Raw genomic sequence first — 22,929 nt, 5'->3', positions numbered from 1 at the left:
AAACCGACCTCATCCAAGGCGCAAAGCGAGCCCATATGAACTATCGTCACGCGTTTCACGCCGGTAATTTCGCGGATGTGCTCAAGCATCTGGTGCTCGCTCAATGCCTTGAGCATCTGGCCGCCAAACCCAAGCCCTATCGGGTGATCGACACGCATGCAGGCGTCGGCGCTTATGACCTGACGGGTGACGAGGCCCGTCGCAGCCCTGAATGGATGCAGGGCATCGGCCGCCTGATGGAAGCGGACATTCCCGCGGAGCTTCGCGATTCGCTCGACCCGTATCTGAATGTGGTGCGCGCGATGAATTCCGGCGACGCGCTGACCAGCTATCCCGGTTCGCCTGAAATCGCGGCCCGTCTGGCGCGCGCGGAAGACCGCATCCATCTGTGCGAACTTCACAAGGATGATAGCGTCACCCTGGACAAGCGCTATGCGCGCGACGCCCGTGTGAAAGTTCAGGCCATGGACGGCTATCGGGCTTTGCCAGGGCTGGTGCCGCCGCGTGAAAAGCGCGGGCTGGTGATGATCGATCCGCCGTTCGAGCATCGTGACGAGATGGCGTTCATGGCGCAGGCGGCGAAGTCTGCGCTGGAGCGCTGGCCGACAGGCACCTTCATTTTCTGGCGACCGCTGAAGGATCTGTGGGCGCAGGAGCGCTTTGACGTCGGCCTGGCGGAATGGCTGATCGCGGATCAGGGCCTTGAAGGCGAGAAGCTGTTGCGCGCGGACATGTGGGTGCGCGAGCTCAAGGAAGAGGGACCGCTCGCCGGCGCTGGCGTGGTGGTGGTCAATCCTCCCTTCAAGCTGGAAGAGCGCTTGCTGAAACTCTTGCCCTGGCTGACCGAGCTTTTGGCGCAAGATGAGGATGCGGGCTGGCGTCTCGACGGCTGCATCAATGATGACAGCCTGATGGTGGATGAATTCTAGGCGTCCGCCTCATCACTGGTTTCGCCGACGCCAAAGAGCTTGCCTTTTTCCGTCCACAGCACCGTCAGCAGGGCCAATGCGCCCAGCACCGTGAACCCCATGGTGATCGGCAGCACCGTGCCGTTATAACCCTGACCGATCAGCGAGCCGAGCACAGCGCCCGCCATTGCGGTGGATGAGCCATAGAGCGCGGCGGTGGTCCCGGCGCGTTCGCCCGCCGGCTCCATGGCGAGGGCGGAGAAATTCGCCCCGATCATGGAAAACAGCATCAAGGCGGCCATCAGCAGCACGAAATAGACGATGAAAGGCGGCTGACCGAACAGGGCCAGCGTCATGTTCACGCCATTGACCAGAAGATAGGCGATCAGGGCGGAGTGCGAAATCCGGCGCATGCCCAGCCGACGCACGATCTTGGCGTTGACGATATTGGCGCCCGCCAGCCCGATCGCGATGACCGCGAAGGCGAGCGGGAACCATACGCCCAGCTCATAAAGCTCCGCCAAGACCTGTTCAGAGGTGGCGATGAAGGCGAAGAGCGCCCCCATGATGAAGCAGGACGCCGTCAGATAGCCCAGCGTGATGCGGTTGGAGGCGGCCAGAACATAATTGCGCATCGCCGATCCGAACCGCAGCGGGGTGCGTTTGTCGGGGTGCAGGGTTTCAGGCAACCGGATCAGCATCCAGACCGACAGCGCCGCCGCCATCACGAACAGGAAGACGAAAATCACCCGCCAGCTGCCGCCGAACAGGATCAGCTGGCCGATGCTGGGCGCCAGGATGGGGGCGACGGTGAAGACGGTCATGGCGAAGGACATGATCTCCGCCATCCGGCGTCCCGACACCAGATCGCGCACGATGGCCACGGCGATGACCCGTGTGGCCGCCGCCGCGATCCCTTGCAGGGCGCGGGCGGCCACCAATTGCCACAAGCCTTGAGAGCCCAGGCACAGCAATGTCGCCGCCAGATAGGCGACCAGCGCGATCAGCAAGGTCCGGCGGCGTCCCAGGGAATCTGACAGCGGTCCGAAGCCGAGCTGCGCCAGTCCAAAGCCGAAGACGTAAGAGGTGATCACCAGCTGGCGGTCATTGCCCGGCGCGCCAAGTGCATTGCCGACCTCGGACAAAGCGGGCAGCAGGATGTCGATGGACAGGGCGTTGAGCGCCATCAGGAAGCCGACCATGGCGATCAGCTCCCGCGTGGAGATTTGCGGGCGGAGCGGGTCGGGAGAGGGCAGGTGCTGCAAGCGGGCCTCCTGGGCGCCGTCCCGACCGCGATTGGGGCTGGGGCTTAGTATTGCGGGTCCGTATCCCAGGGCCAGCCTGCTGGATAATCAGCAGGAACCTGGCCGGGGAAGTTCGGGGTACGCTTCTCCAGGAAGCTTGTCACGCCCTCAGCCGCATCTGGCGACATGCCGCGATGAAGGATGGCGCGGCTTTCCAGCCGGTGCGCCTCCATGGGATGGCTCGCCCCCAGCATCCGCCAGAGCAGGCGACGGTTCATGGCGACGGAAACCGGGGCCGTGTCTTTCACGAACAGGCGCGCCCGCTCCAGTGCGCGCTCAAGAACTGCTTCGGGCGTGTCCTGCAGTTCGCTGACAAGGCCGCGCGCCAGAGCTTCCTCAGCCAGGAAAGTGCGGCCTGACAAACCCCAGTCCAGCGCGGCTTCGACGCCCACAAGGCGGGGCAGGAACCAGCTGGCGCAGCCATCCCAGGCGATGCCGCGCTTGGTGAAGGGCAGGGCGAATTTCGCGCCCGCCAGCGCCACGCGCGCATCCATGGGCAGAATCATGGTGGCGCCGATGCCGACCGAGGCGCCGTTGATGGCGGCCACGACCGGTTTCTCGCTGTCAAAAATGCGCAGGTTCAACCGCCCGCCGAAATCGCGCCATTGCGGATCGGTGTCCACCAGCTCGCCTTCGGCCTGGGCCGTGGCGACGGCGTTGAAGGTTTCAGCGCCCAGCGACAGGTCCGCCCCGGCGCAGAAGGCGCGGCCCTCGCCCGTGACGACCATGGCGCGCACGGAAGGATCGGCGTCCGAGCGATCAAACGCGTCCGCCATTTCCTCACCCATTTGCGTGGTGAAGGCGTTCATGGCGTCTGGCCGATGCAGGGTCAGCAGGCTGATGCCGTCCTGAACCTCATAGCGAATGGTGGAATAGCTCATATCACTCCCCGAAAGTCTGTTTTTCGGAGAGCTTAAGCGCTTAACGCCCGGTCGTCAGCTGCTGTGTCGCGCTTTAGACGTTGAATTTGAAGAGCATGACGTCGCCGTCCTGGACGACATACTCCTTGCCTTCCTGACGCAGCTTGCCGGCTTCGCGCGCGCCGCTTTCCCCGCCGTTGGAGACGTAATCGTCATAGGCGGTGGTTTCGGCCCGGATGAAGCCGCGTTCAAAATCGCCATGGATGACGCCGGCGGCCTTGGGCGCGGTCCAGCCCTTGCGGATGGTCCAGGCGCGCGCCTCTTTCGGGCCGACGGTGAAATAGGTCTGAAGATCCAGCAGCGTGTAGCCCACATGGATCAGACGATCGAGGCCGGGCTCTTCAAGGCCGATCTCGGCGAGATATTCCGCGCGTTCGTCATCGTCCAGCAGCGCCAGCTCGGATTCGATCTTGGCGGAGATCACCACGCAGGCTGCGCCGTCCTGAGCGGCGCGCTCTTCGACGACCTTGGAAAAGGCGTTGCCGGTTCCTGCGGACTCCTCGTCCACATTGGCGACGAACATGACAGGCTTTGAGGTCAGGAGCTGGAGCATTTTCCACTCCTTGGCCATGTCTTCAGGCACGTCCGCATTGCGGGCCGGGCGGCCTTCCTGCAGCTCGGCCAGGGCCAGATCCACCAGCTCGATAGTGGCCTTGGCGTCCTTGTCGCCGGACTTGGCTTTTTTCTCGAGATTGGCGCGGCGCTTTTCAAGGCTGTCCATGTCGGCGAGCATCAGCTCGGTCTCCACGGTCTCGAAATCGGCCAGCGGATCAATTTTGCCTGCGACGTGGGTGATGTCGCCATCTTCAAAACAGCGCAGCACGTACAAGATCGCGTCGGTTTCGCGGATATTGGCCAGGAACTGGTTGCCCAGGCCTTCGCCCTGCGACGCGCCTTTCACCAGGCCGGCGATGTCCACAAAGTTCATCCGCGCCGGGATCACATTGGCGGACCCGCCGATCTCGGCCAGCTTTTGCAGGCGCGGTTCAGGCACCGCCACTTCGCCCACATTGGGTTCAATGGTGCAGAAGGGATAGTTCGCCGCCTGGGCCGCCGCCGTCTGGGTCAGCGCGTTGAACAGGGTGGATTTGCCCACATTCGGCAGACCGACAATCCCGCATTTGAAACCCATGGCGCGCGCCTCTCTTCAGCTCAGCGTGTGTAGCGACTTTGGCGGGCCGTATAGGCCGAACGCGGGAGTGAGGGAAGGGGGGCGGGCAGAGAGGCCGCGCTATGCGGCGTTCACCGCCTCCAGAAAACCGTCGATCCGGTCAGACAGATCATTGGCGTTGGTGCGCAGCTGGTTGGCCATGTCTGCAATCTGGTTCGCGGCGGCGACGGCGTTTTGCGCGCCTTGCATCACCTGCACGCTGTCTTCATCCACAGCCTGGGTTTTCTGGGCGGCGGTCTGGGCGGTCCCGGAAATTTCGGCGACGGCGGCGGTCTGCTGTTCGACAGCGGAGGCGCTTTCCGCGGACGCCGCGTCGATCTCGGTGATCTCCTCCACAATCGCAGCCGCCGTCTTGGACGCGTCCTGAACGCTGGCTTCAAAGCGAGAGATACGCTCGCCAATGGTCTCGGTCAGCTTTGTGGTCTGGGTGGACAGGGCTTTCACCTCGCTGGCCACAACCGCAAACCCTTTACCGGCTTCGCCGGCGCGCGCCGCTTCGATGGTGGCGTTGAGCGCCAGAAGATTGGTCTGCTCGGCCACGGCGTTAATGCCGGAAATGATCTCGACCATGTCCGCCAGCGCCGAGGCCATCTCGTTCATGCTGGCCTGGCTCTCCTGGGTGCGCTCGGCGGTGCGTCGGGTGAGGTTTGACACGCGTTCGGCGGAGCCGCGCACTTCATTGATCGAGACATTCAGTTCTTCAGTGGCCGCGGCCATGGTCTGCACGCCATTGCTGGCCTCGCGCGCGGCTTCGTTCATAGAGCCGGCGCGGGACTGGCCGTCTTCAGCGGCGGTTCGGGACGTCTCGGCGGCCTCGACGACTTGCTCAAGCAAAGCTTCAACGGCGCGCAAGGTTTGACCCGCGCCGGTCTTGAACGTCTCGATTTCAGCCTGCAGAGCCTGCGCCTTTTGCGCCTCTTGCTCCTTGCGCGACAGTTCGCCCGCCTGGGCGGTTTCCGCTGCATGCAGCTGTCGGGTCATGTGATTGAGGGCCTTGGCGATCCGGCCGATTTCGTCGGCCCGACCTTCAAACGCGTCGTCAGCGCTGCGATCGCCTTGCGCCACAGCGTCCATGCGCTGGGCAAGATCGAGCATCGGCTTGAACATGCGCTGGATGACGGGCCAGGCGAGCGCCGCAGTGATGGCGCCGGCGATCGCGGTGGCCATCAAAAAGCCCAGCCAGCCTGCGCCGAAGGCGGCGTACAGCCCGGTCTTCAGCAACACCCCAAAGGTCATCAGGCCGAGAAAGACGAGGATGAAGCGAACGGAAAGCGGCAGCGCGGGCATCACAGATCTCAGTTGATTGAACTGTCAGTGTGATGGGGTCATGAGGGTTAATGCCCCCCTAAAAAGTGTGGGGTCTCACACGCGATAGGGGCCGATAAGCTCGCATAGTCTCATGCTTAGGCCGTTCTGACTGAAAGCAGAAAGTCGTTGATCGTCTTCGACATGCTGGCGGCGTTGCTTTCCAGTTCCGAGCAAAGCTGGGCGATCTGATCCGCATTGGCCACCGAGGCCTCCGCGCCTTTCATGACCGTGCTGGTTTCTTCGTCCACCAGTCCCGTGCGTTCGGCGGCGGTCTGGGCGGAGCGGCTGATTTCAGACACGGCGGCGGTTTGTTGTTCGACCGCAGAGGCGCTTTCAGACGACGCCTGGTCGATCTGCATCATGGCGTCCGCCACGCTTTGCGTCGCCTGACCCGCGTCCTGGACCAGGGATTTGAAGTTCACGATCCGGGCGTTGATGGTCTCGGTCAGCTTGGTGGTTTGCTCGGCCAGGGCTTTGACTTCGCTGGCCACGACCGCGAAGCCCTTGCCGGCTTCACCGGCGCGCGCCGCCTCGATGGTGGCGTTCAGCGCCAGAAGGTTGGTCTGTTCGGCCACAGCGTCGATGCCGGCGATGATTTCAGTCATGTCGGTCAGGGAGTCGCTGATGTCCTCCATCTTGGACCGGCTTTGCAGGGTCTGATCTGCGGATGCGGACGTCAGCTCGGCCACCCGCGCTGCGGACCCGCGCAGCTCGCCGATGGAGGCGTTCAGCTCCTCGGTGGAGGCGGCCATGGTCTGGACGCCTGCGCTGGCGGCCTGAGCCGCTTCGCTGACCTTGGCCAGACGATCGCGGCTTTCGATGGAGGTCGAACGGGTGGATTCAGCAGTTTGCTGCACGTCCTGTGCGGCTTTGATGACGGTGCTCAGGACCTGATTGGCGGTTTGTTCGAACTTGGCGATTTCGTCAGCCAGGGTTTTGGCGCGACGCGCCTCGACCGCCTGTTTGTCCATTTCGCCTCGCCGCAGGTTTTCCGCGTCCTGAAGCTTGTTGCACAAGGTGGTGATTGACCGGGCGATCTGCCCAATCTCGTCTTTGCGGGCGGAATAATTCGTTTGGGTTTCATACTGGCCAGAGGCCACGTGGTCGATGGTCTGGGTCATTGCGTTCAGGGGCGCCAGCGCGCGGCGGCTGACCCAGAAGCCGACCCCGCCGGCGACGCCGAGCGACAACAGCGCCAGCAAAGCGGTGACGAGCAAGACATTGTTGCGCGTGGCGATGATCGCCGCTTTTTCCACGCCCACATACAAGATGCCGATGGTATCACCCTCGGGGGTGAAGACAGGCTGGTAGGCGGTGAAATAGTCCTTGCCCAGAATGGTCGCCTGGCCGCGGAAGCCCTGCCCGGCCATCATTGAATCATAAACGGCGCCAGCGCCCAGCGGCGTGCCGACGGCCCGGTTTCCATCGGGTTTGACGATATTGGTGGTGCGCCGGAAGAAATCGTTCTCGGCTTCTGACCAGATAAACAAGGTCGCGGTCTGGCCGGTCTGGCGTCCTACGGAGTCAATCATTTCGTGGGAGGTGAACTCAGGCAGCGCCGGCGCTTCAAGCCGTGTGATCTCGCCGTCCGAGTTATAGCGGATGTCCAGTTCCGGAAGGCGCGTGGTTTGCAGCGTGGCGGCTGCGACACGCAAATTCATTTCCTGCGCTTCAGAGGCCGAGCGGGAGATCGAGTTGTTGATCACCCATCCTGCCGAAAGCGCTGTCAGGGCGATCCCCACCGCGACGAGCCCAAGAATGAGCGTGACGAGACGTGTAACCAGGGAACTGAACATAATAGTCTCTCTTGCTTGTCGGATGCCCTCTTTGGTGACGCAGATATGGATAACAAAGTCTGAAGCACTGTTTCCCTGAGCCCGTCTCAATAGACATTGTGATCGGATAGACTGGTTTTATTTCAGTCTTGCTCTTATATGCGGCCCTCTTTTGTAATTCGCTTCCGGCCTTGAACCGGTAGGGGAAAGATAATGACGACGCTGATATCCAACGCCCCGCGCCCTGGCGCGGGCGCTGTTTCCACTCCTGTTTCCAGTCCGGTGCTCGATACGGCGCGGGTTGACGCGCTGATGGCCGAGTACGGGCTGACGGGTGAATTTCTCAATCTGGGCGGGGAGCCCTCTGACCACCGCGTGGTCGCCGCCATGTCTGGCGGCGTCGACAGCTCGGTTGTGGCCGCGGTGCTGCACCGCGCCGGCTATCAGGTCGTGGGCATGACGCTGCAGCTGTACGATCATGGCGAGGCGGTGCACCGCAAAGGCGCGTGCTGCGCCGGTCAGGACATTCACGACGCCCGCCGCGTGGCCGAAGCGATGGGGTTCGCCCATTACGTGCTCGACTACGAAACCCGCTTCCGCGAAGCGGTGATCGAGGATTTCGCCGACACCTATCTGGCCGGCTTCACGCCCATCCCCTGCGTGCGGTGCAATCAGTCTGTGAAGTTCGCCGACCTGCTGGCGACGTCCAAGCAACTGGGCGCGGACTGTCTGGTCACGGGGCACTACATCCAGCGCACGATGAACGGCAACCGCCCCGAACTGCGCCGCGCCGCGGATGCGGGCAAGGACCAGTCCTATTTCCTGTTCGCCACCACTGAAGAGCAACTTGATTATCTGCGCTTCCCGCTGGGGCATCTGAACAAGGACCAGACCCGTGAGCTGGCCGCCGCCCTGGGGCTGATCGTGGCCGCCAAGCCCGACAGCCAGGATATCTGTTTTGTGCCCGACGGTGATTACGCCAGCGTGGTCGAGAAAGTGCGTCCGGGCGCCTCGCGTCCGGGCGAGATCGTGCATCTGGACGGCCGGGTGATGGGCCGTCACGAAGGCGTGCTGCGCTATACGGTGGGCCAGCGCCGCGGCCTTGGGATCGCGACGGGCGAGCCGCTGTATGTGGTGCGTCTGGATGCGGAGGCGGCGCAAGTCATCGTCGGCCCGCGCGAGGCCTTGCAAGTGCGCAAGATCACGCTGACGGATGTGAACTGGATCGGCGATGGCGATCTGAGCGAAGCCGATGGTCTGACGGTCGGCATCAAGGTGCGATCCACCCGTCCGCCCAAACCGGCGGTTCTGGAAGTGGGCGAAGACGGCGTCTTCGTGCTGCTTGATCAGGGCGAAGAAGGCGTCGCGCCCGGGCAGGCCTGTGTCTTTTATTCCCACCCCGATCATGACCGGGTGCTGGGCGGCGGCTGGATCCGGGCGACGGGTTAGCGTCTGGCTTCGAGAATCTGCTGTGATCTGTTTCTCGCTCAAAGCGGGCAAGGCGTGACTCTGCGCGCCCGGACGTGGAAATAGATCCGGATCATTTCTGCTTTCGCCCTTACGCTCATCAAAAAATGAATGGGACTCATAACTCTGTGAATGGGTCTGGGCCGAGCCAGAAAAGGCCTGTTGCGCAAGCTGTTTCAGTCGTGATTGCTGCGCTGTGGCGCGACTGAGCCGCCCTGCTGCGTATGCGAGCACTCTTGACGCGGTGCGAAACAAGGCCTTTCTCTGACCGCAATGACCGGCCCGAGCCGGCCGAGATAAAACTATTAGGAGACGGACCATGAGTTCCGAAGATCCGATTGTCATCGTAGGTATGGCGCGCACCCCTATGGGCGGCCTGCTGGGAGAACTGGCGGGGATGTCCGCCAATGAGCTGGGCGCGGAAGCCGTCAAGGCCGCGCTCGCTGAAGCCGGCGTCGCCGGCGACGATGTGGACCTTATCTACATGGGCAATGTGCTGAGCGCCGGCCAGGGCCAGGCCCCGGCGCGCCAGGCGGCCATCAAGGGCGGTCTGCCCAAATCGGTCGAGGCGACCACGCTGAACAAGATGTGCGGCTCTGGCATGCAGGCCGCCATCATGGGCCGCGCTTCCATCGCCTCGGGCGACGCCTCGGTGATCGTGGCCGGCGGTATGGAATCCATGACCAATGCGCCGCATCTGATGCCGAACCATCGCACCGGCTTCAAGTACGGCCATGACGTGATCAAGGACCACATGGCCCAGGACGGTCTGGAAGACGCGTATGAAGGCAACGCCATGGGCGTGTTCGCCGACATGATCGCGCGTGAGCACCAGTTCACCCGCGAAGACCAGGACGCCTACGCGCTGGAAACTCTGGCCCGCGCCATTCGCGCGACCGAAAAAGGCGATTTCAAGCGCGAGATCACGCCGGTGACCATCAAGAGCCGCAAGGGCGATGTCACCGTTGAAACCGACGAACTGCCCCGCAAGGCGCGTCCGGAAAAAATCCCCAGCCTGAAGCCTGCGTTCGGCAAGGACGGCACGGTGACGGCGGCGAACGCCTCAGCCATCTCTGACGGCGCAGCGGCGCTGGTCATGATGCGCCAGAGCGAAGCCGAGCGTCGCGGCCTGAAGCCGCTGGCGAAGATCGTCGCCACCGCCGCTCATGCGCATGAGCCGGCTTACTTCACCACGGCGCCGGTTCCGGCCATGCGCAAGGTTCTGGAGAAGGCGGGCTGGACCAAGGACGATGTGGATCTGTGGGAGATCAACGAAGCCTTCGCCGTGGTGCCGATGATCGCGATGAAAGAGCTGGGCCTCAGCCATGACGTTGTGAACGTCAATGGTGGCGCCTGTGCGCTCGGCCACCCGATCGGCGCGTCCGGCGCCCGCATCATGGTCACCCTGATCGCGGCTCTGGAAAGCCAGGGCAAGACCAAAGGCGTCGCCTCGCTGTGCATCGGCGGCGGTGAAGCCACGGCGGTCGCGATCGAACGCCTGAACTAATCGGTTTGAACGCCGTATGAAAAAGCCCCGGTCAGCTGGCCGGGGCTTTTTTAGTCGAGCAAGAAGACGTCGTCGTCTTCATCGCCGTCGTCAGCAGGAGCGGTCAGGCCCGGCAAGGGGTCTGGCGTCGTTTTCGGCAGGCCGACCGTCATCAGCGCGGCTTGCCAGTTCAGACAGAATTGCGACAGCGCGCCTGCTTTCTGAGCCGCCTGCGCCAGTTGTTGGGCGGCGTTCGCGCCATGGGTATGGGCCATCCAGGCGATGGGCAGGCCATGCGGCGTATAGGCTTTCAAGCCTTTCAGAAAGCCGACCCAGTCCTGTTGCGGGTCATATCCTTCAAGCTTTCGGAAATCGATGATGGCGCCGCGGATATGCTCTTTTTCGACCCGTTTTTGCAGCTCTTGCAAATTGCCCATCGCGCCGTGGACAGTCTCGATCCCGCCTACAGCAAGATACCAGATGCGAGGGCGTTGGGAGATCAACTGGTTTGCAAGATTCACACGCGTCATGTGGCTCAACCGCTTCATCAAAACGCTTCATGATTGCACGCGGCGTAACTTATGATGTCTAAATCAAGTGGTTCTGATCACGCATTCGCCTTGTGGCGCGGCTTGGCGGATACCGGACATGCTTCGAATTGACGTCTGTTTTTCATCAAAAACAGAAGAATTATGACGCGCTGCAACATGATGCTGCTTGCCGCGCTTCGCTTGCCAAAACCGATTCTGAACGCTACCTCGCGGCCTGAAAAGCCTTGTATGGCTTGAAGAAACGTACGGACAAAGCATGTCGAACGGACAGACTCGTTTCCACGTTCCGACCCCGCCGTATCGGCCGGGGGACGAGCCCGACTTCGCCCATCTCGATCTTCAGAAAGCGGGCGAGGCGCTGCGGCCTGATCCCGCCGCATCCTGGCAAGAGACCCAAGACCTGGCGACAGGGCTCGTCGGCGTTCTGGATCACAACCATCAGGCTGTTGGCGCGTGGAACCCCGAGCTGAGCCCCGAAGTTCTGCGTGAAGGCCTGAGCCATATGGTGCTCACCCGGATCTATGACGAACGCATGCTCAAGCTGCAGCGTCAGGGCAAGATGAGCTTCTACATGAAGTCCACGGGCGAGGAGGCGGTCGCCGTCGCCGCCGCCATGGCTCTGAAGCCCACCGACATGGTGTTCCCCAGCTATCGCCAGCAGGGCATCCTGTTCGCGCGCGGGCGCAATATCGTCGACATGATGTGCCATTGCATCTCCAACAGCCGCGACAATCTCAAAGGTCGCCAGCTGCCGGTGCACTACACCTGGGCTGAAGGCAATTTCTTCACCATCTCGGGCAATCTGGGCACCCAGTTCCCGCAAGCCGCCGGCTATGCCATGGCCTGCGCCTATAAGGGCGAGGACCAGATCGCGGCGAGCTGGATCGGTGACGGCACTACGGCGGAAGGCGATTTCCACGCCGGTCTGACCCTGGCGTCCACCTATCGCGCGCCGGTGATCTTCAACGTCGTGAATAACCAATGGGCCATCTCGTCCAACCAGAACATCGCCCGCGGCGATGCGCCGACCTTTGCGGCGAAAGGGCTGGGCTATGGCCTCGCCTCGATCCGGGCGGACGGCAATGACTTCCTCGCCGTCTACGCCGCCACCCAATGGGCCGCAGAGCGCGCCCGTCAGGGTAAGGGCGCGACCCTGCTGGAGCTGTTCACCTATCGCGCCGACGCGCACTCCACCTCGGACGATCCCACCAAATACCGTCCCAAGACCGAGTTTGACCGCTGGCCGCTGGGCGATCCCATCGAGCGCCTGAAACAGCATCTGATCGGCAAGGGTGAGTGGGACGAGACTCGCCACGCAAAGCTTGAAGAGCAGATGACCGCGCTGGTGGTGAAATCCTACAAGGAAGCGGAAAGCCACGGCACGTTGCATGAAGGCCCGCTTTCGCCCACCGAAAGCATTTTCGAAGACGTCTACGCCAAGCCCGATTGGCGGCTGCGCCGTCAGCGCCAGGATCTGGGGGTTTAAGTCATGCCAGCGATGAACATCATTCAGGCGCTGAACTCCGCCATGGACGTGCTTCTGGAGCGTGATCCGGACGTTGTGGTCTTTGGCGAGGATGCGGGCTATTTCGGCGGCGTTTTCAAGGCCACCGACAAGCTTCAAGAGAAGTACGGCCTCGACCGGGTGTTTGACACCCCGATCAACGAGGCGGCGATTGCCGGCATGTCGGTGGGTATGGCGGCGAAAGGCCTCAAGCCCATCGCTGAGATCCAGTTTTCGGACTACATCTTTCCCGCGATCGACCAGATCGTCTCCGAGATGAGCCGTATCCGTTATCGCTCGGCGGGTCAGTTCACGTCGGGCTGCGTCGTGCGGTCGCCCTGGGGCGGCGGCATTCGCGGCGGCCAGACTCACTCGATGAGCCCGGAAGCCTTCTTCACTCATGTGCCGGGGCTTCAGGTGGTGGTCCCGTCCAACCCGTATGACGCCAAGGGCCTGCTGATCTCGGCGCTGGAAAGCGGCGATCCGGTGATCTTCTTTGAGCCCAAGCGGATTTACAATGGCCCGTTTGACGGCGTGCCGGACACCCCGCTGAAATCCTGGGCCAAGCACGCCAAGGGCGAGGTGCCTGAAGGTCATTACACCGTCGAGCTGGGCAAGGCGGAAGTGGTGCGTGAAGGCGAAGCCTGCACCGTCATCGCCTATGGCACGCTGGTCCATGTGGCCCAGGCCGCCGCCGAAGCGTCCGGCATCGATGCCGAGATCATCGATCTCAAGACGCTCGTGCCCTATGATGTCGAGACCATCGCCAAATCGGTGAACAAGACCGGTCGGGTCGTCGTCGCTCAGGAAGCGCCGCGCACGTCCGGTTTCGCCGCCGAGCTGGCCGCCCAGATCCAGGAAGAATGCTTCTATGCGCTGGAAGCGCCGATCTTCCGCCTGACCGGCTGGGACATTCCTTATCCGCACGCCCATGAATGGGCGTACTTCCCCACGCGCGACCGCTTTGCGCGCGCGATGAAGACCGTGACGGAGGCCTGAGCATGAGCGAATATAAATACAAGCTCCCCGATGTGGGCGAAGGCGTCGTTGAGGCGGAAATCGTCGAATGGCACATCAAGGCCGGCGACAAGGTCACTGAAGACCAGCACATTCTGGATGTGATGACCGACAAGGCTACGGTCGAAATTCCGTGCGCGGTGAACGGTGTGGTGAAATCCATCGTCGGCGAGCCGGGTGAAGTGATCCCGGTGGGCACCGAAATCCTGATCATTGATGTGGACGGCGAAATCCCCGACGATGTCGAGAACACGGCTGAGCCCGAGACCAAGGAGGCTCAGAAAGAAGAGCCCAAGGCTGACGCGCCGAAAGCGGAGCCCAAGCCCGAGCCGAAGCCGGACCCCAAGCCCGAGCCGAAACCGACCCCGGCTGCGGCGGCCCCGGCGAAAACCGCCGCGCCTGTACGCTCCAACGGCGAGCGCCCGTTGGCGAGCCCGGCGGTGCGTCAACGCGCCCTCGAAGCTGATATCGACCTCGCCCATGTGCCGGGCACGGGACCCGCGGGCCGGGTCACTCACGGTGATCTCGACGACTTCATCGCTGCGGGCGGCCGTCTTATCTCGAAAGCGGGCGGATCTGGCGCAGGCAAGGCGCCGCGCACCGGCAAGGAAGACATCAAGGTCATCGGCCTGCGCCGAAAGATCGCCGAGAACATGGCGCACGCCAAGCGCACCATTCCGCACATCACCTATGTGGACGAGATTGACCTGACCGCGCTCGAAGACCTTCGCGCGCACATGAATGCGAAGAAGTCAGACGATCAGACCAAGCTGACCATCATCCCCTTCCTGGTGATGGCGCTGACCAAATCCCTGCCGAAATTCCCGCAAGCGAACGCGCATTTCGACACCGACGGCTCGTTGCTGACCCAGCATGACGGCATTCATTGCGGCATCGCCGCCGCCACGCCCAACGGCCTGATGGTGCCGGTGATCAAGCACGCGGAAAGCCTGGACATCTGGGAGGTCGCCGCCGAGACCAAGCGTCTGGGCGACGCCGCCAAGGCTGGCAAGGCCACCAAGGACGAGCTGACCGGCTCCACCATCACCATCACGTCTCTGGGCGCCATCGGCGGCATCGTCACCACCCCGGTGATCAACCATCCCGAGACCGCTATTATCGGCGTGAACAAGATGCAGACCCTGCCGCGCTATGATGCGGAAGGCCGCGTCGTGCCGCGCAAGATCATGAACCTGTCCTCAAGCTTCGATCACCGCATCGTGGACGGTTATGAAGCCGCCCTGCTGGTGCAGGAGATGAAGGGGTATCTGGAAAACCCCGCGACCCTGTTCATGGAGTAGGGTTCAGCCCCGTCCAAAAGCTCAAAGCCCGGCCCTCGCGCCGGGCTTTTTGTTTGCGAGCAATCAAATGTCTGTCACCCCGGACGCGAAGCGATCCGGGATCTGGCGGAAACGCTCTGTTCTGATCACAGAGACGCTGTCACCAGATCCCGGCGCAGGGCCGGGATGACGGGTTCTGTGTGACCAACGCGTTCCTCAAACCTGTCATCCCCCGCTTCATGCGGGGAATCCATGCCGGTTGGTTAGATCACAGGTCACGGCATGGGTTCGCGGGATAAACCGGCGAATGACAATGGAGAGGAAAGGAGCCGCATGGGCCTCCGGATCAAGTCCGAAGGCCGAAATGTTGAGGCTTCTTCCTCTCGGTCCTGGGGCTTGACCCAGGGACCCATAAAAACAGGTCGGCTGCAGGAATAACCCCGACTTAGTCGTGCGTCGCTCTTCCCTTGGACGAGGGGGAGAGGAGAAATCAGTCCGCCCAACTTTTCCTTGCCGTTCGCACTCACGCCTCCTAATGTCACCACTGGTGACATTAGGAGGGTTTGATGTCGATTTACGAGATGATCCGCGATCATATGGACAAGTCGGTGCCGTTCGCGACGGTGACGGGCGTCGAGCTGGTGGAGGTCTCGCCCGAACGCGGCGTGGCGCGTCTGGCCAAGCGCCCCGAAGTGGAGAACCACATCCAGACCATGCATGCGGGCGCCATGTTCACCCTGGGTGAGGCGGCCTCGGGCGCGGCCTCGGGCGCGGCGCTGGGCGGCGTGCTGGGCGATCAGTTGCTGGCGGCGCGGCCCGTCGCGGCGGACGCGAGCATCAAATACCTCAAGACCGGCAAGACCGATCTGACGGCCACAGCGGTCGCCAATTCAGACGCCGAGACGATCCGGAAGGAATTGGAGGAGGCCGGCAAGGTGGTGTTCGACATCAATGTCGCCATCACAGACGCCGAGGATGTGACCGTCGCAGAAATGGTGGTGAACTGGCACGTCAAGAAAACGGGCTGATGGCGAAGGCGCGCAAATATCATCATGGCGATGTGCGCGAGACGGCGACCCGGGCTGCGCTTGAGATGATCGAGCAGGACGGTGTGGACGCGCTGACCATGCGGGCGTTGGCGAAAGCGGTGGGCGTCGATCATCGCGCGCTCTACCGCCACTATCCTGACCGGGACGCCGTCCTCGCCGCAGTGGCGGGCGAGGGCTATCGCCAGCTTCTCAGCATCCAGCTTTCCGGGTGCGTCGACTCATCGAGCCCGCTGCAGACCGCTTTTGAGGTCTATGTCCATTTCGCGCTCGACCGGCCGCATCTGCACGCATTGATGCTGACCCGGTCCCGTCAGGAGATGGACGCCCATGCCGCGCTGGGCGAGGCGGTGAAGGCCGAGCTTGATCAGCTGATGGTCTGGGCGCGTCTGGCGCTGGGAGTGGAGCGTGGAGAACGCGAGACCGACGCGCGCGATCTGGCCTTCGCGGCGCTCGGGGCGGCCTATGGTCTTTGCAGTCTCGCCTCAAGCGCGTCGCTGGCGCCGCGCAGCGCCGAGAATCTCAGGCAGTTCGTCTCTGATCAGGTGGCCGGTGTTCTGGAAGGGCAGCTGTTGCGGCTTACGCCGAATTCACACCGGTAAGGCGATGTCTCTGATAGGCTTTCTCCAAATAGGAGGACGGTGATGATGAAACGGACTGCCTGGGCTGCAAGCCTCGCGATCCTGACCGGCGCCCTGGCGCAAGCTCAAACGCCCGCCGAGACCTTTGAAGGTGGACTGGCGGAGTACCGGCGCAGTCATCATATTCCCAGCCTCTCGGTTCTGGTCTTGCGGGACGGAGAGCCAGAAGTTGAAGCCTATCTTGGGTGGTCGGATGACGAGGGTGAGGTCGCGACTGACGCCGACACCGCCTATTTCGTTGCGTCCGTGACCAAGACCATCACCGGAACCACGCTGTTTCTCGCCGATCAGGCGGGCGAGATTGATCTCGACCGTCCCATGTCGGACGCCGAGGACTGGCGCGGTCTGTGCGAATGGTTCCCTGAGTCCGACATTCCGCTCGCCGGCGGTGATGTGGACGGGGTGATGTTCCCGGACTTCACCTGTCAGGGGCATACCCTGCGTCAGGTCGTGAACATGCAGGTCAATGGCGAGCCCGGAACTGATTTTTATTACAATGCACTGGTCTTCGCGCGGTTGGGACGCTTCGTGGACGAGGTGCATGATCGCGATTTCCGGTCGCTTGTGCGCGGCTATGTGATCGACCCGCTTGAGATGACCGACACCATGGCGGGCTGGCGCGACATGCAGAACTTTCATGTGCTGAGCCATCTGGCGCCGCCCTTCGAGTTTGACGGAGAACGCCTGGTCAAACAGCCTTTTCCTGACGACGACTTCCGTGGCGCGGCCGGGCTTTATATGACGCCGCTCGATCTGGGGCGGTTTGACCGGGCGCTGGATGACGGCGCGCTCTTGACCGCTGAGCAACGCGAGGCGCTGTGGACTCCGCCAAACAATGCCGACGGCACGCCGTCTGAGTACGCCCATGGCTGGTTCTTGCAGGAGTATAACGGCGAGCGTCTGGTCTTTCATTCGGGCTGGCAACCAGACGCCTATTCCGCGATCTATCTGAAAGTGCCCGATCGCGGGTTGACCCTGATCGCCTTCGCCAACACCGAAAGCCTGTGGTGGGGCAACCGCGCGGACCGGTCGGAAGTCGACCGCTCTGATCTGGTCCAGGCTTTCTTCGCCGCCTATGGGATTGGCGCTGAGACGCCCTGATCCAAAAAGCATGGGCGCAGACAAGGCGCGCTAATCTGTCCGGACCTTTTTATGAAGACGGGGCGGGTTTCAGCCTGCCCCTTTTTTGTTGCGCGCCAAGCGTCTAAACCTCAGCCAAATCCCTCTCGGACCCAGCAGGAGTTTTACGCATGGCCCAGTCGAAAACATGTCAGGTTCTCGTCGTCGGCGGCGGTCCGGGCGGCTATCCCGCTGCGATCCGTGCGGGCCAGCTGGGTCTCGACACCATCATCGTGGACAAGCACGGCCTGGGCGGCACCTGCCTGAACCGGGGCTGCATCCCTTCGAAGGCGTTTATCCACGCCGCCTCCAAATATGAGGAGATGGTCCATCACGCCCAGAAGGATGAGATGGGGCTGAAGGTCTCTGACCCGACCCTGGACATGGCGGGCGTGACGGCGTGGAAGGACGGCATCGTCTCAAAGCTCACCAAAGGCGTCGGCCAGCTCATCAAGGCGGCCAAGGTCGAAGCGATTTCCGGCTGGGCCACCTTCAAGAACGCCAAGACCTGCCTCGTCGAGATGGAAGACGGCGAAACCGTCGAGATCACGGCGGAGAACGTCATCCTCGCCACGGGCTCCAAAGAGACCGAGCTCCCCTTCATGACGTTTGGTGGAAACGTTATCGGCTCGACCGAGGCGCTGGAGCTGACCGAGCGCCCGGAAAAACTGGTCGTCGTGGGCGGGGGCTATATCGGCCTCGAGCTGGGCATCGCCTTCCGCAAGATGGGTTCAGAGGTTGCTGTGGTGGAAGCCGCGGACACGGTCCTGCCCAGCTATGACAAGGAAATGATCCGTCCGGTCCAGATGTGGCTGAAAAAGAACAAGGTCGCGCTGCACACTGGCTGCAAGGCCAAGGGCGCGGTCGAGGAGGGGGGCAAGACCTGCCTCGAATTTGAGGACGCCAAGGGCGAGACCCAGCGTATCGAAGCCGACAAAATTCTTGTCGCCGTGGGCCGCAAGCCGGTGACGGAAGGCTGGGGTCTTGAAAATATGGGCCTCGATATGGACGGCCCGTTCGTGAAGATCGACCATCAGTGCCGCACCGCCATGCGCGGCGTGTACGCCATTGGCGACTTGGTGGGTGAGCCGCTGCTGGCGCACAAGGCCACCAAGCAGGGCGAGCTGGTCGCCGAGATCATCGCCGGTCACAAGCGCGCCTATGACCCGGTCTCCGTCGCGGCGGTGTGCTTCACCGAACCCGAACTCGTCGGCGTGGGCCTGACGCCGGATGAAGCAAAAGCCAAAGGCGAGAGCGTCATCACCGGCAAGTTCCCGCTGGCGGCTTCGGGCCGGGCGCTGACCATGGAAGGCGGCGCGGATGGCGGTTTTGTACGCGTCACCGCCCGCGAGAGCGATCATGTGATCCTGGGCATTCACGCGGTCGGCAAGCACGTCTCTGAACTGTCGGGCGAGTTCGCCCTGGCGCTGGAGATGGGCGCGACGCTGGAAGACGTGGCCGGCACCATTCACGTGCACCCGACCCTGACCGAGGGCTTCGCCGAAGGCGTGCTGACCGCGCTGGGTCACCCCATCCACATCTCGGCCTAGCCGAAACGTTATGTCATCGCTTTTCCCCGCCCGCCAAAGCGGGTAGGGGACAGTGATGACCGACGAACCCAACCCTTCCCACGCCCCGCATCATCACAACCCTGAGCATGACGGCCATGACCACCATCATGGCCACGGGCATTCTCACGCGCATCCTGTTGATGGACGCAACGAGACGCGCACGCTGATTGCGGCGGCGCTGACCGGCGGCTTCATGCTGGCCGAGGTGATCGGCGGGCTGCTGACCGGGTCTCTGGCGCTGCTCGCCGACGCGGCGCACATGCTGACGGACTTCGCCGCGCTGCTGCTGGCCTGGGGCGCGTTCCGTCTGTCGCGCCGTCCCGCCACGTCAAAGCGCTCTTACGGCTATGACCGTATGCAGATCCTGGCGGCGTTCGCCAACGGGGTGACGCTGTCGATCCTGGTGGTCTGGATCGTCTGCGAGGCGGTGATGCGCCTGTTTGATCCCAATGAGATCGAGGCGACCGGCATGGCGGTGATCGCGGTGCTGGGCCTTGTGGTCAATATCGCCGCCTTCGCGGTCTTGCATGGCGCGGATACGAACAACCTCAATATTCGCGGCGCGCTGGCCCATGTGATGGGAGATCTTCTGGGATCGGTCGCAGCGATCATTGCGGCGGGCGTGATCTGGTGGACGGGCTGGACGCCCATTGATCCGCTTCTGTCCTTGCTGATCGCGGGGCTGATCGGCGTGTCCGCCTGGCGGCTGGTGCGAGATGCAGGCCGGGTTCTTCTGGAGGCCGCGCCGGACCATATCGACCCTGAAGCGCTGCGGGCTGACCTGATGGCCTCGACGCCGGGCGTGCTCGATATTCATCACGTCCATGTCTGGTCGCTGACGCCGGACCGTCCCATGGCCACACTTCATGCGCGAATTGAGTCGGATGCTGACGCGGCCCGGATCGTGCTCCAGCTCAAGGCCCGCCTGGCGGAAGAGTACCGGCTGACCCACGCCACAGTAGAAGTGGAGACAGGTCCCTGCGCGGACCAGACGCTCTAGGCGCGCAATTTTACCGATTGTTAGTCATACCCTTTAAACGAAGATTCAGCCCTTTCTGTCACAAACATGCCTGTCGATTGTCGGAAGAGCGGACAACACGCTCAGATGACGACGTTTTGGGAAGTCAACGGGCCTCAAAACGAGGACCCTTTTGCTAGGTTTGGGTGTGACTATGAAAAAGTTTGCTGGTGTTTTCGCTGCCGTGTCTCTGATCGCTGGTCTGGGCGCAGCCCCCGCTTATGCGTTCCAGGAGCCGGAACTGGTTCAGGCCGAGGCCCCGGAATTTCCGCGCGCTGCTCAGCGCCGCGAGATCGAAGGCCATGTGGTCGTGCGCTACAACGTCTCCGCTGACGGCGCCGTGTCTGATGTGGAAGTGGTCGAAGCGACCCCCGCTGGCGTGTTCGAGCGCTCCGTGATGCGCGCTCTTGAAGGCTGGCAGTACGCTACCGGCCCGGGCGCTGAAGGTGTCGAGCGTCGTTTCGACTTCAACTTCGGCGACTAAACCATTTGTAAAGGCGGCGCAGTCAATCTCTGACTGCGCCGTTTTTTTGCGCATTACCGAGTTAACCTTAATTGGGGCTGATAGATGGCGATCTCGATCCATTCCGTCCAGACACGCCTGCTGGCCGCTTTTGCTGCAGTGATTGTTATTACTCTGGCGACGAGCGCTGCGGGCTTGTTTGCATTCTCCAGCTCCAAGAATGCGCTCGACGCCATTGTTGAAGAATCTGCGCCTCGCGCGGCCGCCGCTCAGCGGCTGGAAGCAGCGTCCGGCGCCCTGACCGGTGAACTGGCGGCGTTCTCACGCTCGCGCGACACCATCGACCAACAAGTTTCCGCCTCGCGGCTGGATGCGCTGACGCAAGAAGCGAGCGCCGCGATCGACGCCCTGCGCCAGGCGGGGCTGAGCACAGAGAACGCCAATGCGCTGAGCGAAGCGTTGAACGGATTGAGCGCGTCAGTGAATGACGCGTCCGGCCCGGTCGGCGCCAAGCTTGAAGCCAGCGCAGCGCGCGAACGCGCCATGCGCGACGTGCTGCGTCAACGCGCGGCCGTGTCAGAAATGCTCGAAGGCGCGCTGGATGAAACCAGCGATGAGGGCGTGATCGAAACGCTTTTGCGCTCTTCCATGTCGGTCAATCTGGCCGCCGCGCGGTTCGCCGAGCTGAGCACGGCGAGCAGCGCCAGTGAAGTCACCAGCATTCAGGACGACTTTTATATCGCCGCCGATGATCTCAGCATCAACATGGCCATCCTTGGCGATGTGGCGACGCCCGAGCTGCGGGACGCCGTGGATACGCTTCTGGCCTATGCAGAAGGCCCGCAAGGCATGTTCAGCCTGCGCGAGACCGAGCTTGAGATGATCGCCGAGACCGAAATGCTGGTTGAAGACGCACGCATCATGGACGCCGCGCTCGCCGAGCTGGTCACCGCCACCCGCGAAGGCGCGCTCAATGAGCAAGACGCCGCCAGCAATGCCGGTCTGAACGCCATGGCGTTCGGTTCGGCGCTGATGTGGGTGTTCGCCATCCTCTCCGTCGCGGTCGGCGGAGCCGTGGGTTACTTCTACGTCTCGCGCAATCTGCTGGATCGTCTGACCCGCATCGCTCGCGCCATGGCGACCCTCGCCAAGGGCGATCTGGGCAATGAGATCGAAGACGACTCCAAGGACGAGATTGGCGAGATGGCCAAGGCCGTCGCCGTCTTCCGCCAGAACGCCGTCGAGCGTCAGCGTCTGGAACAGGAAAGCGAAGCCGAGCGGATCGCCCGCGAAGCCCGCGCCAAGAAGATCGAGGAGCTGGTGGCCCAGTTCGACGATGTCTCGCGCCGCGCGCTGGACGCCGTCGGCACCGCCGCGGAAGAAATGGAAAGCGCTGCGACCGCGCTCGATCATTCCTCACGCAGCGCTGGCGAAACCACCGCACGTGTGAATTCGTCGGGCAGCCGCGCCGCTGAAAACGTGGACACTGTGGCCGCCGCCGCCGAAGAGATGACCGGCTCGATCGCCGAGATCGCCCAGCAGATCTCGCGCTCCACCGAGATCGCCCAGGACGCCGCCAACCGTGTGCAAGCGACCAATACGGACGTGGCTCAGCTGGATGAAGCCGCCGCCCGGATCGGCGATATCGTCAACCTGATCGAAGGCATCGCCGAGCAGACGAACCTCCTGGCGCTGAACGCCACGATCGAGGCCGCGCGCGCCGGTGAAGCCGGCAAGGGCTTTGCGGTCGTGGCCAGCGAGGTGAAAACCCTGGCTGAACAAACCGCCAATGCGACCAAATCCATCTCCGACCAGATTTCCGGCATTCAGGGCGCGACCACCAAGACTGTGGGCGCTATCGAGAATATCGGCGAAGTGATCTCTGAGATGAACAATATCTCCGCCGCCATCGCGGCCGCCATGGAAGAGCAGCGCGCTGCGGCGTCCGAGATCACCCGCGCCGCCCACGAAGCCGCGTCGGGCACCCGCGAAGTGTCTGAATCCATCGGCCAGGTGGACGCCGCCGCCTCTGAAACCGGCCAGTGCGCCGCCCAGGTGAACGCCGCCAGCCACGCCCTGACCGAAGAATCCACCGGCCTGCGCAAAGCGGTCGGCGAGTTCCTCTCCTCGGTCCGTGCGGCCTAACTGATTTATGTGACGCCGCATCAGCGCGGGCCCCTTGCAAGGCGGCCCGCGCGCGGTTATACGCCTCCCTCCGGTTCGCAGCCGACCCAGTTGCGAACATACGGTTTGGCTGGGTAGCTCAGCTGGTTAGAGCGCACGACTCATAATCGTGAGGTCGGGAGTTCAAGTCTCCCCCCCGCCACCACTTCTTTTCCTCTTTATCAAGTTGCACCAACGTCCCATCGGGACGTTTTTA

19 protein-coding genes and 1 tRNA gene are annotated in these 22,929 nt (G+C 62.8%); 14 read left to right on the top strand and 6 right to left on the bottom strand.

The features are described 5' to 3' along the window. Positions 1-35: 35 nt before the first annotated feature. Positions 36-929 (top strand): 23S rRNA (adenine(2030)-N(6))-methyltransferase RlmJ, encoded by an 894-nt coding sequence (locus G405_RS0104150; RefSeq protein ID WP_022700243.1) that lies wholly within the window; start codon positions 36-38, stop codon positions 927-929. Here the strand turns inward: G405_RS0104150 and G405_RS0104145 are convergent. From G405_RS0104145 to G405_RS0104125, 5 genes are all read right to left on the bottom strand, one after another. Beyond that, entirely contained in the window at positions 926-2,173 is a 1,248-nt protein-coding gene (locus G405_RS0104145; protein WP_022700242.1) for a multidrug effflux MFS transporter, read from the bottom strand. The two genes, G405_RS0104150 and G405_RS0104145, sit on opposite strands and share 4 nt — an antisense overlap. 44 nt (positions 2,174-2,217) lie before the next feature. Next, complete coding sequence (locus G405_RS0104140) at positions 2,218-3,093, bottom strand: enoyl-CoA hydratase-related protein (RefSeq protein ID WP_022700241.1); 876 nt, start codon at positions 3,091-3,093, stop codon at positions 2,218-2,220. 73 nt (positions 3,094-3,166) lie between these two features. Beyond that, on the bottom strand, positions 3,167-4,264 hold the full coding sequence (gene ychF / locus G405_RS0104135) for a redox-regulated ATPase YchF (protein ID WP_022700240.1): 1,098 nt from the start codon (positions 4,262-4,264) through the stop codon (positions 3,167-3,169). Between the two features lie 99 nt (positions 4,265-4,363). Then, complete coding sequence (locus G405_RS0104130; protein ID WP_022700239.1) at positions 4,364-5,590, bottom strand: methyl-accepting chemotaxis protein; 1,227 nt, start codon at positions 5,588-5,590, stop codon at positions 4,364-4,366. 116 nt (positions 5,591-5,706) lie between these two features. After that, positions 5,707-7,407 carry a methyl-accepting chemotaxis protein gene (locus G405_RS0104125; protein WP_022700238.1) on the bottom strand — a complete coding sequence of 567 codons (1,701 nt, stop codon included), beginning with the start codon at positions 7,405-7,407 and terminating at the stop codon, positions 5,707-5,709. Positions 7,408-7,698: 291 nt separating this feature from the next. Here G405_RS0104125 and mnmA point away from each other — a divergent pair, with 291 nt between their 5' ends. After that, complete coding sequence (gene mnmA, locus G405_RS0104120; RefSeq protein WP_040705205.1) at positions 7,699-8,835, top strand: tRNA 2-thiouridine(34) synthase MnmA; 1,137 nt, start codon at positions 7,699-7,701, stop codon at positions 8,833-8,835. Between the two features lie 337 nt (positions 8,836-9,172). Beyond that, complete coding sequence (locus G405_RS0104115; protein WP_022700236.1) at positions 9,173-10,360, top strand: thiolase family protein; 1,188 nt, start codon at positions 9,173-9,175, stop codon at positions 10,358-10,360. A 50-nt stretch (positions 10,361-10,410) separates the two neighbouring features. Here the strand turns inward: G405_RS0104115 and G405_RS0104110 are convergent, their stop codons facing one another. Then, positions 10,411-10,869 (bottom strand): hypothetical protein, encoded by a 459-nt coding sequence (locus G405_RS0104110; protein ID WP_028284518.1) that lies wholly within the window; start codon positions 10,867-10,869, stop codon positions 10,411-10,413. 277 nt (positions 10,870-11,146) lie between these two features. On the opposite strand from G405_RS0104110, the gene G405_RS0104100 reads away from it, so the two are divergent. The 11 genes from G405_RS0104100 to G405_RS0104050 all read left to right on the top strand — a co-directional run bounded on the left by G405_RS0104100 (position 11,147) and on the right by G405_RS0104050 (position 22,878). Further along, entirely contained in the window at positions 11,147-12,376 is a 1,230-nt protein-coding gene (locus G405_RS0104100; RefSeq protein WP_022700233.1) for a thiamine pyrophosphate-dependent enzyme, read from the top strand. A 3-nt stretch (positions 12,377-12,379) separates the two neighbouring features. Beyond that, on the top strand, positions 12,380-13,393 hold the full coding sequence (locus G405_RS0104095) for an alpha-ketoacid dehydrogenase subunit beta (RefSeq protein ID WP_022700232.1): 1,014 nt from the start codon (positions 12,380-12,382) through the stop codon (positions 13,391-13,393). Positions 13,394-13,395: 2 nt separating this feature from the next. After that, complete coding sequence (locus tag G405_RS0104090) at positions 13,396-14,712, top strand: dihydrolipoamide acetyltransferase family protein (RefSeq protein WP_022700231.1); 1,317 nt, start codon at positions 13,396-13,398, stop codon at positions 14,710-14,712. Between the two features lie 545 nt (positions 14,713-15,257). Next, positions 15,258-15,719, top strand: coding sequence for a DUF4442 domain-containing protein (locus G405_RS0104085; protein ID WP_022700230.1), 462 nt, complete (start codon positions 15,258-15,260; stop codon positions 15,717-15,719). Continuing rightward, positions 15,719-16,339: a TetR/AcrR family transcriptional regulator gene (locus G405_RS16350; protein WP_022700229.1), complete on the top strand. Its 621-nt coding sequence runs from the start codon at positions 15,719-15,721 to the stop codon at positions 16,337-16,339. Before G405_RS0104085 ends, G405_RS16350 begins: the two co-directional genes overlap by 1 nt. Before the next feature lie 42 nt (positions 16,340-16,381). Further along, complete coding sequence (locus G405_RS0104075; protein ID WP_022700228.1) at positions 16,382-17,479, top strand: serine hydrolase domain-containing protein; 1,098 nt, start codon at positions 16,382-16,384, stop codon at positions 17,477-17,479. Between the two features lie 149 nt (positions 17,480-17,628). Continuing rightward, complete coding sequence (gene lpdA, locus G405_RS0104070; protein ID WP_022700227.1) at positions 17,629-19,047, top strand: dihydrolipoyl dehydrogenase; 1,419 nt, start codon at positions 17,629-17,631, stop codon at positions 19,045-19,047. Between the two features lie 55 nt (positions 19,048-19,102). Further along, positions 19,103-20,068: a cation diffusion facilitator family transporter gene (locus G405_RS0104065; RefSeq protein WP_022700226.1), complete on the top strand. Its 966-nt coding sequence runs from the start codon at positions 19,103-19,105 to the stop codon at positions 20,066-20,068. 172 nt (positions 20,069-20,240) lie between these two features. Continuing rightward, a complete protein-coding gene (locus tag G405_RS0104060; protein WP_022700225.1) occupies positions 20,241-20,570 on the top strand; it encodes an energy transducer TonB in 330 nt (109 codons plus the stop codon). 84 nt (positions 20,571-20,654) lie between these two features. Beyond that, positions 20,655-22,694, top strand: a complete 2,040-nt coding sequence (locus G405_RS0104055; RefSeq protein WP_028284516.1) for a methyl-accepting chemotaxis protein — start codon at positions 20,655-20,657, stop codon at positions 22,692-22,694. 107 nt (positions 22,695-22,801) lie between these two features. After that, positions 22,802-22,878: transfer RNA gene (locus G405_RS0104050), tRNA-Met, on the top strand. Positions 22,879-22,929: the final 51 nt, after the last annotated feature.

This window comes from Oceanicaulis alexandrii DSM 11625 (assembly GCF_000420265.1).
GTDB classification, from domain to species: domain Bacteria; phylum Pseudomonadota; class Alphaproteobacteria; order Caulobacterales; family Maricaulaceae; genus Oceanicaulis; species Oceanicaulis alexandrii.
The sequence above is the reverse complement of the archived record's forward strand: the minus strand, read 5'-3'. Positions and strand labels throughout refer to the sequence as shown.

Coding starts and splice junctions, on each gene's coding strand:
- G405_RS0104110 (WP_028284518.1), bottom strand. CDS start 10,869: ATGACGCGTGTGAATCTTGCAAACCAGTTGATCTCCCAACGCCCTCGC.
- G405_RS0104140 (WP_022700241.1), bottom strand. CDS start 3,093: ATGAGCTATTCCACCATTCGCTATGAGGTTCAGGACGGCATCAGCCTG.
- G405_RS0104090 (WP_022700231.1), top strand. CDS start 13,396: ATGAGCGAATATAAATACAAGCTCCCCGATGTGGGCGAAGGCGTCGTT.
- G405_RS0104095 (WP_022700232.1), top strand. CDS start 12,380: ATGCCAGCGATGAACATCATTCAGGCGCTGAACTCCGCCATGGACGTG.
- G405_RS0104075 (WP_022700228.1), top strand. CDS start 16,382: ATGATGAAACGGACTGCCTGGGCTGCAAGCCTCGCGATCCTGACCGGC.
- mnmA (WP_040705205.1), top strand. CDS start 7,699: ATGGCCGAGTACGGGCTGACGGGTGAATTTCTCAATCTGGGCGGGGAG.
- G405_RS16350 (WP_022700229.1), top strand. CDS start 15,719: ATGGCGAAGGCGCGCAAATATCATCATGGCGATGTGCGCGAGACGGCG.
- G405_RS0104085 (WP_022700230.1), top strand. CDS start 15,258: ATGTCGATTTACGAGATGATCCGCGATCATATGGACAAGTCGGTGCCG.
- G405_RS0104100 (WP_022700233.1), top strand. CDS start 11,147: ATGTCGAACGGACAGACTCGTTTCCACGTTCCGACCCCGCCGTATCGG.
- G405_RS0104130 (WP_022700239.1), bottom strand. CDS start 5,590: ATGCCCGCGCTGCCGCTTTCCGTTCGCTTCATCCTCGTCTTTCTCGGC.
- ychF (WP_022700240.1), bottom strand. CDS start 4,264: ATGGGTTTCAAATGCGGGATTGTCGGTCTGCCGAATGTGGGCAAATCC.
- G405_RS0104060 (WP_022700225.1), top strand. CDS start 20,241: ATGAAAAAGTTTGCTGGTGTTTTCGCTGCCGTGTCTCTGATCGCTGGT.
- G405_RS0104125 (WP_022700238.1), bottom strand. CDS start 7,407: ATGTTCAGTTCCCTGGTTACACGTCTCGTCACGCTCATTCTTGGGCTC.
- G405_RS0104115 (WP_022700236.1), top strand. CDS start 9,173: ATGAGTTCCGAAGATCCGATTGTCATCGTAGGTATGGCGCGCACCCCT.
- lpdA (WP_022700227.1), top strand. CDS start 17,629: ATGGCCCAGTCGAAAACATGTCAGGTTCTCGTCGTCGGCGGCGGTCCG.
- G405_RS0104065 (WP_022700226.1), top strand. CDS start 19,103: ATGACCGACGAACCCAACCCTTCCCACGCCCCGCATCATCACAACCCT.
- G405_RS0104150 (WP_022700243.1), top strand. CDS start 36: ATGAACTATCGTCACGCGTTTCACGCCGGTAATTTCGCGGATGTGCTC.
- G405_RS0104055 (WP_028284516.1), top strand. CDS start 20,655: ATGGCGATCTCGATCCATTCCGTCCAGACACGCCTGCTGGCCGCTTTT.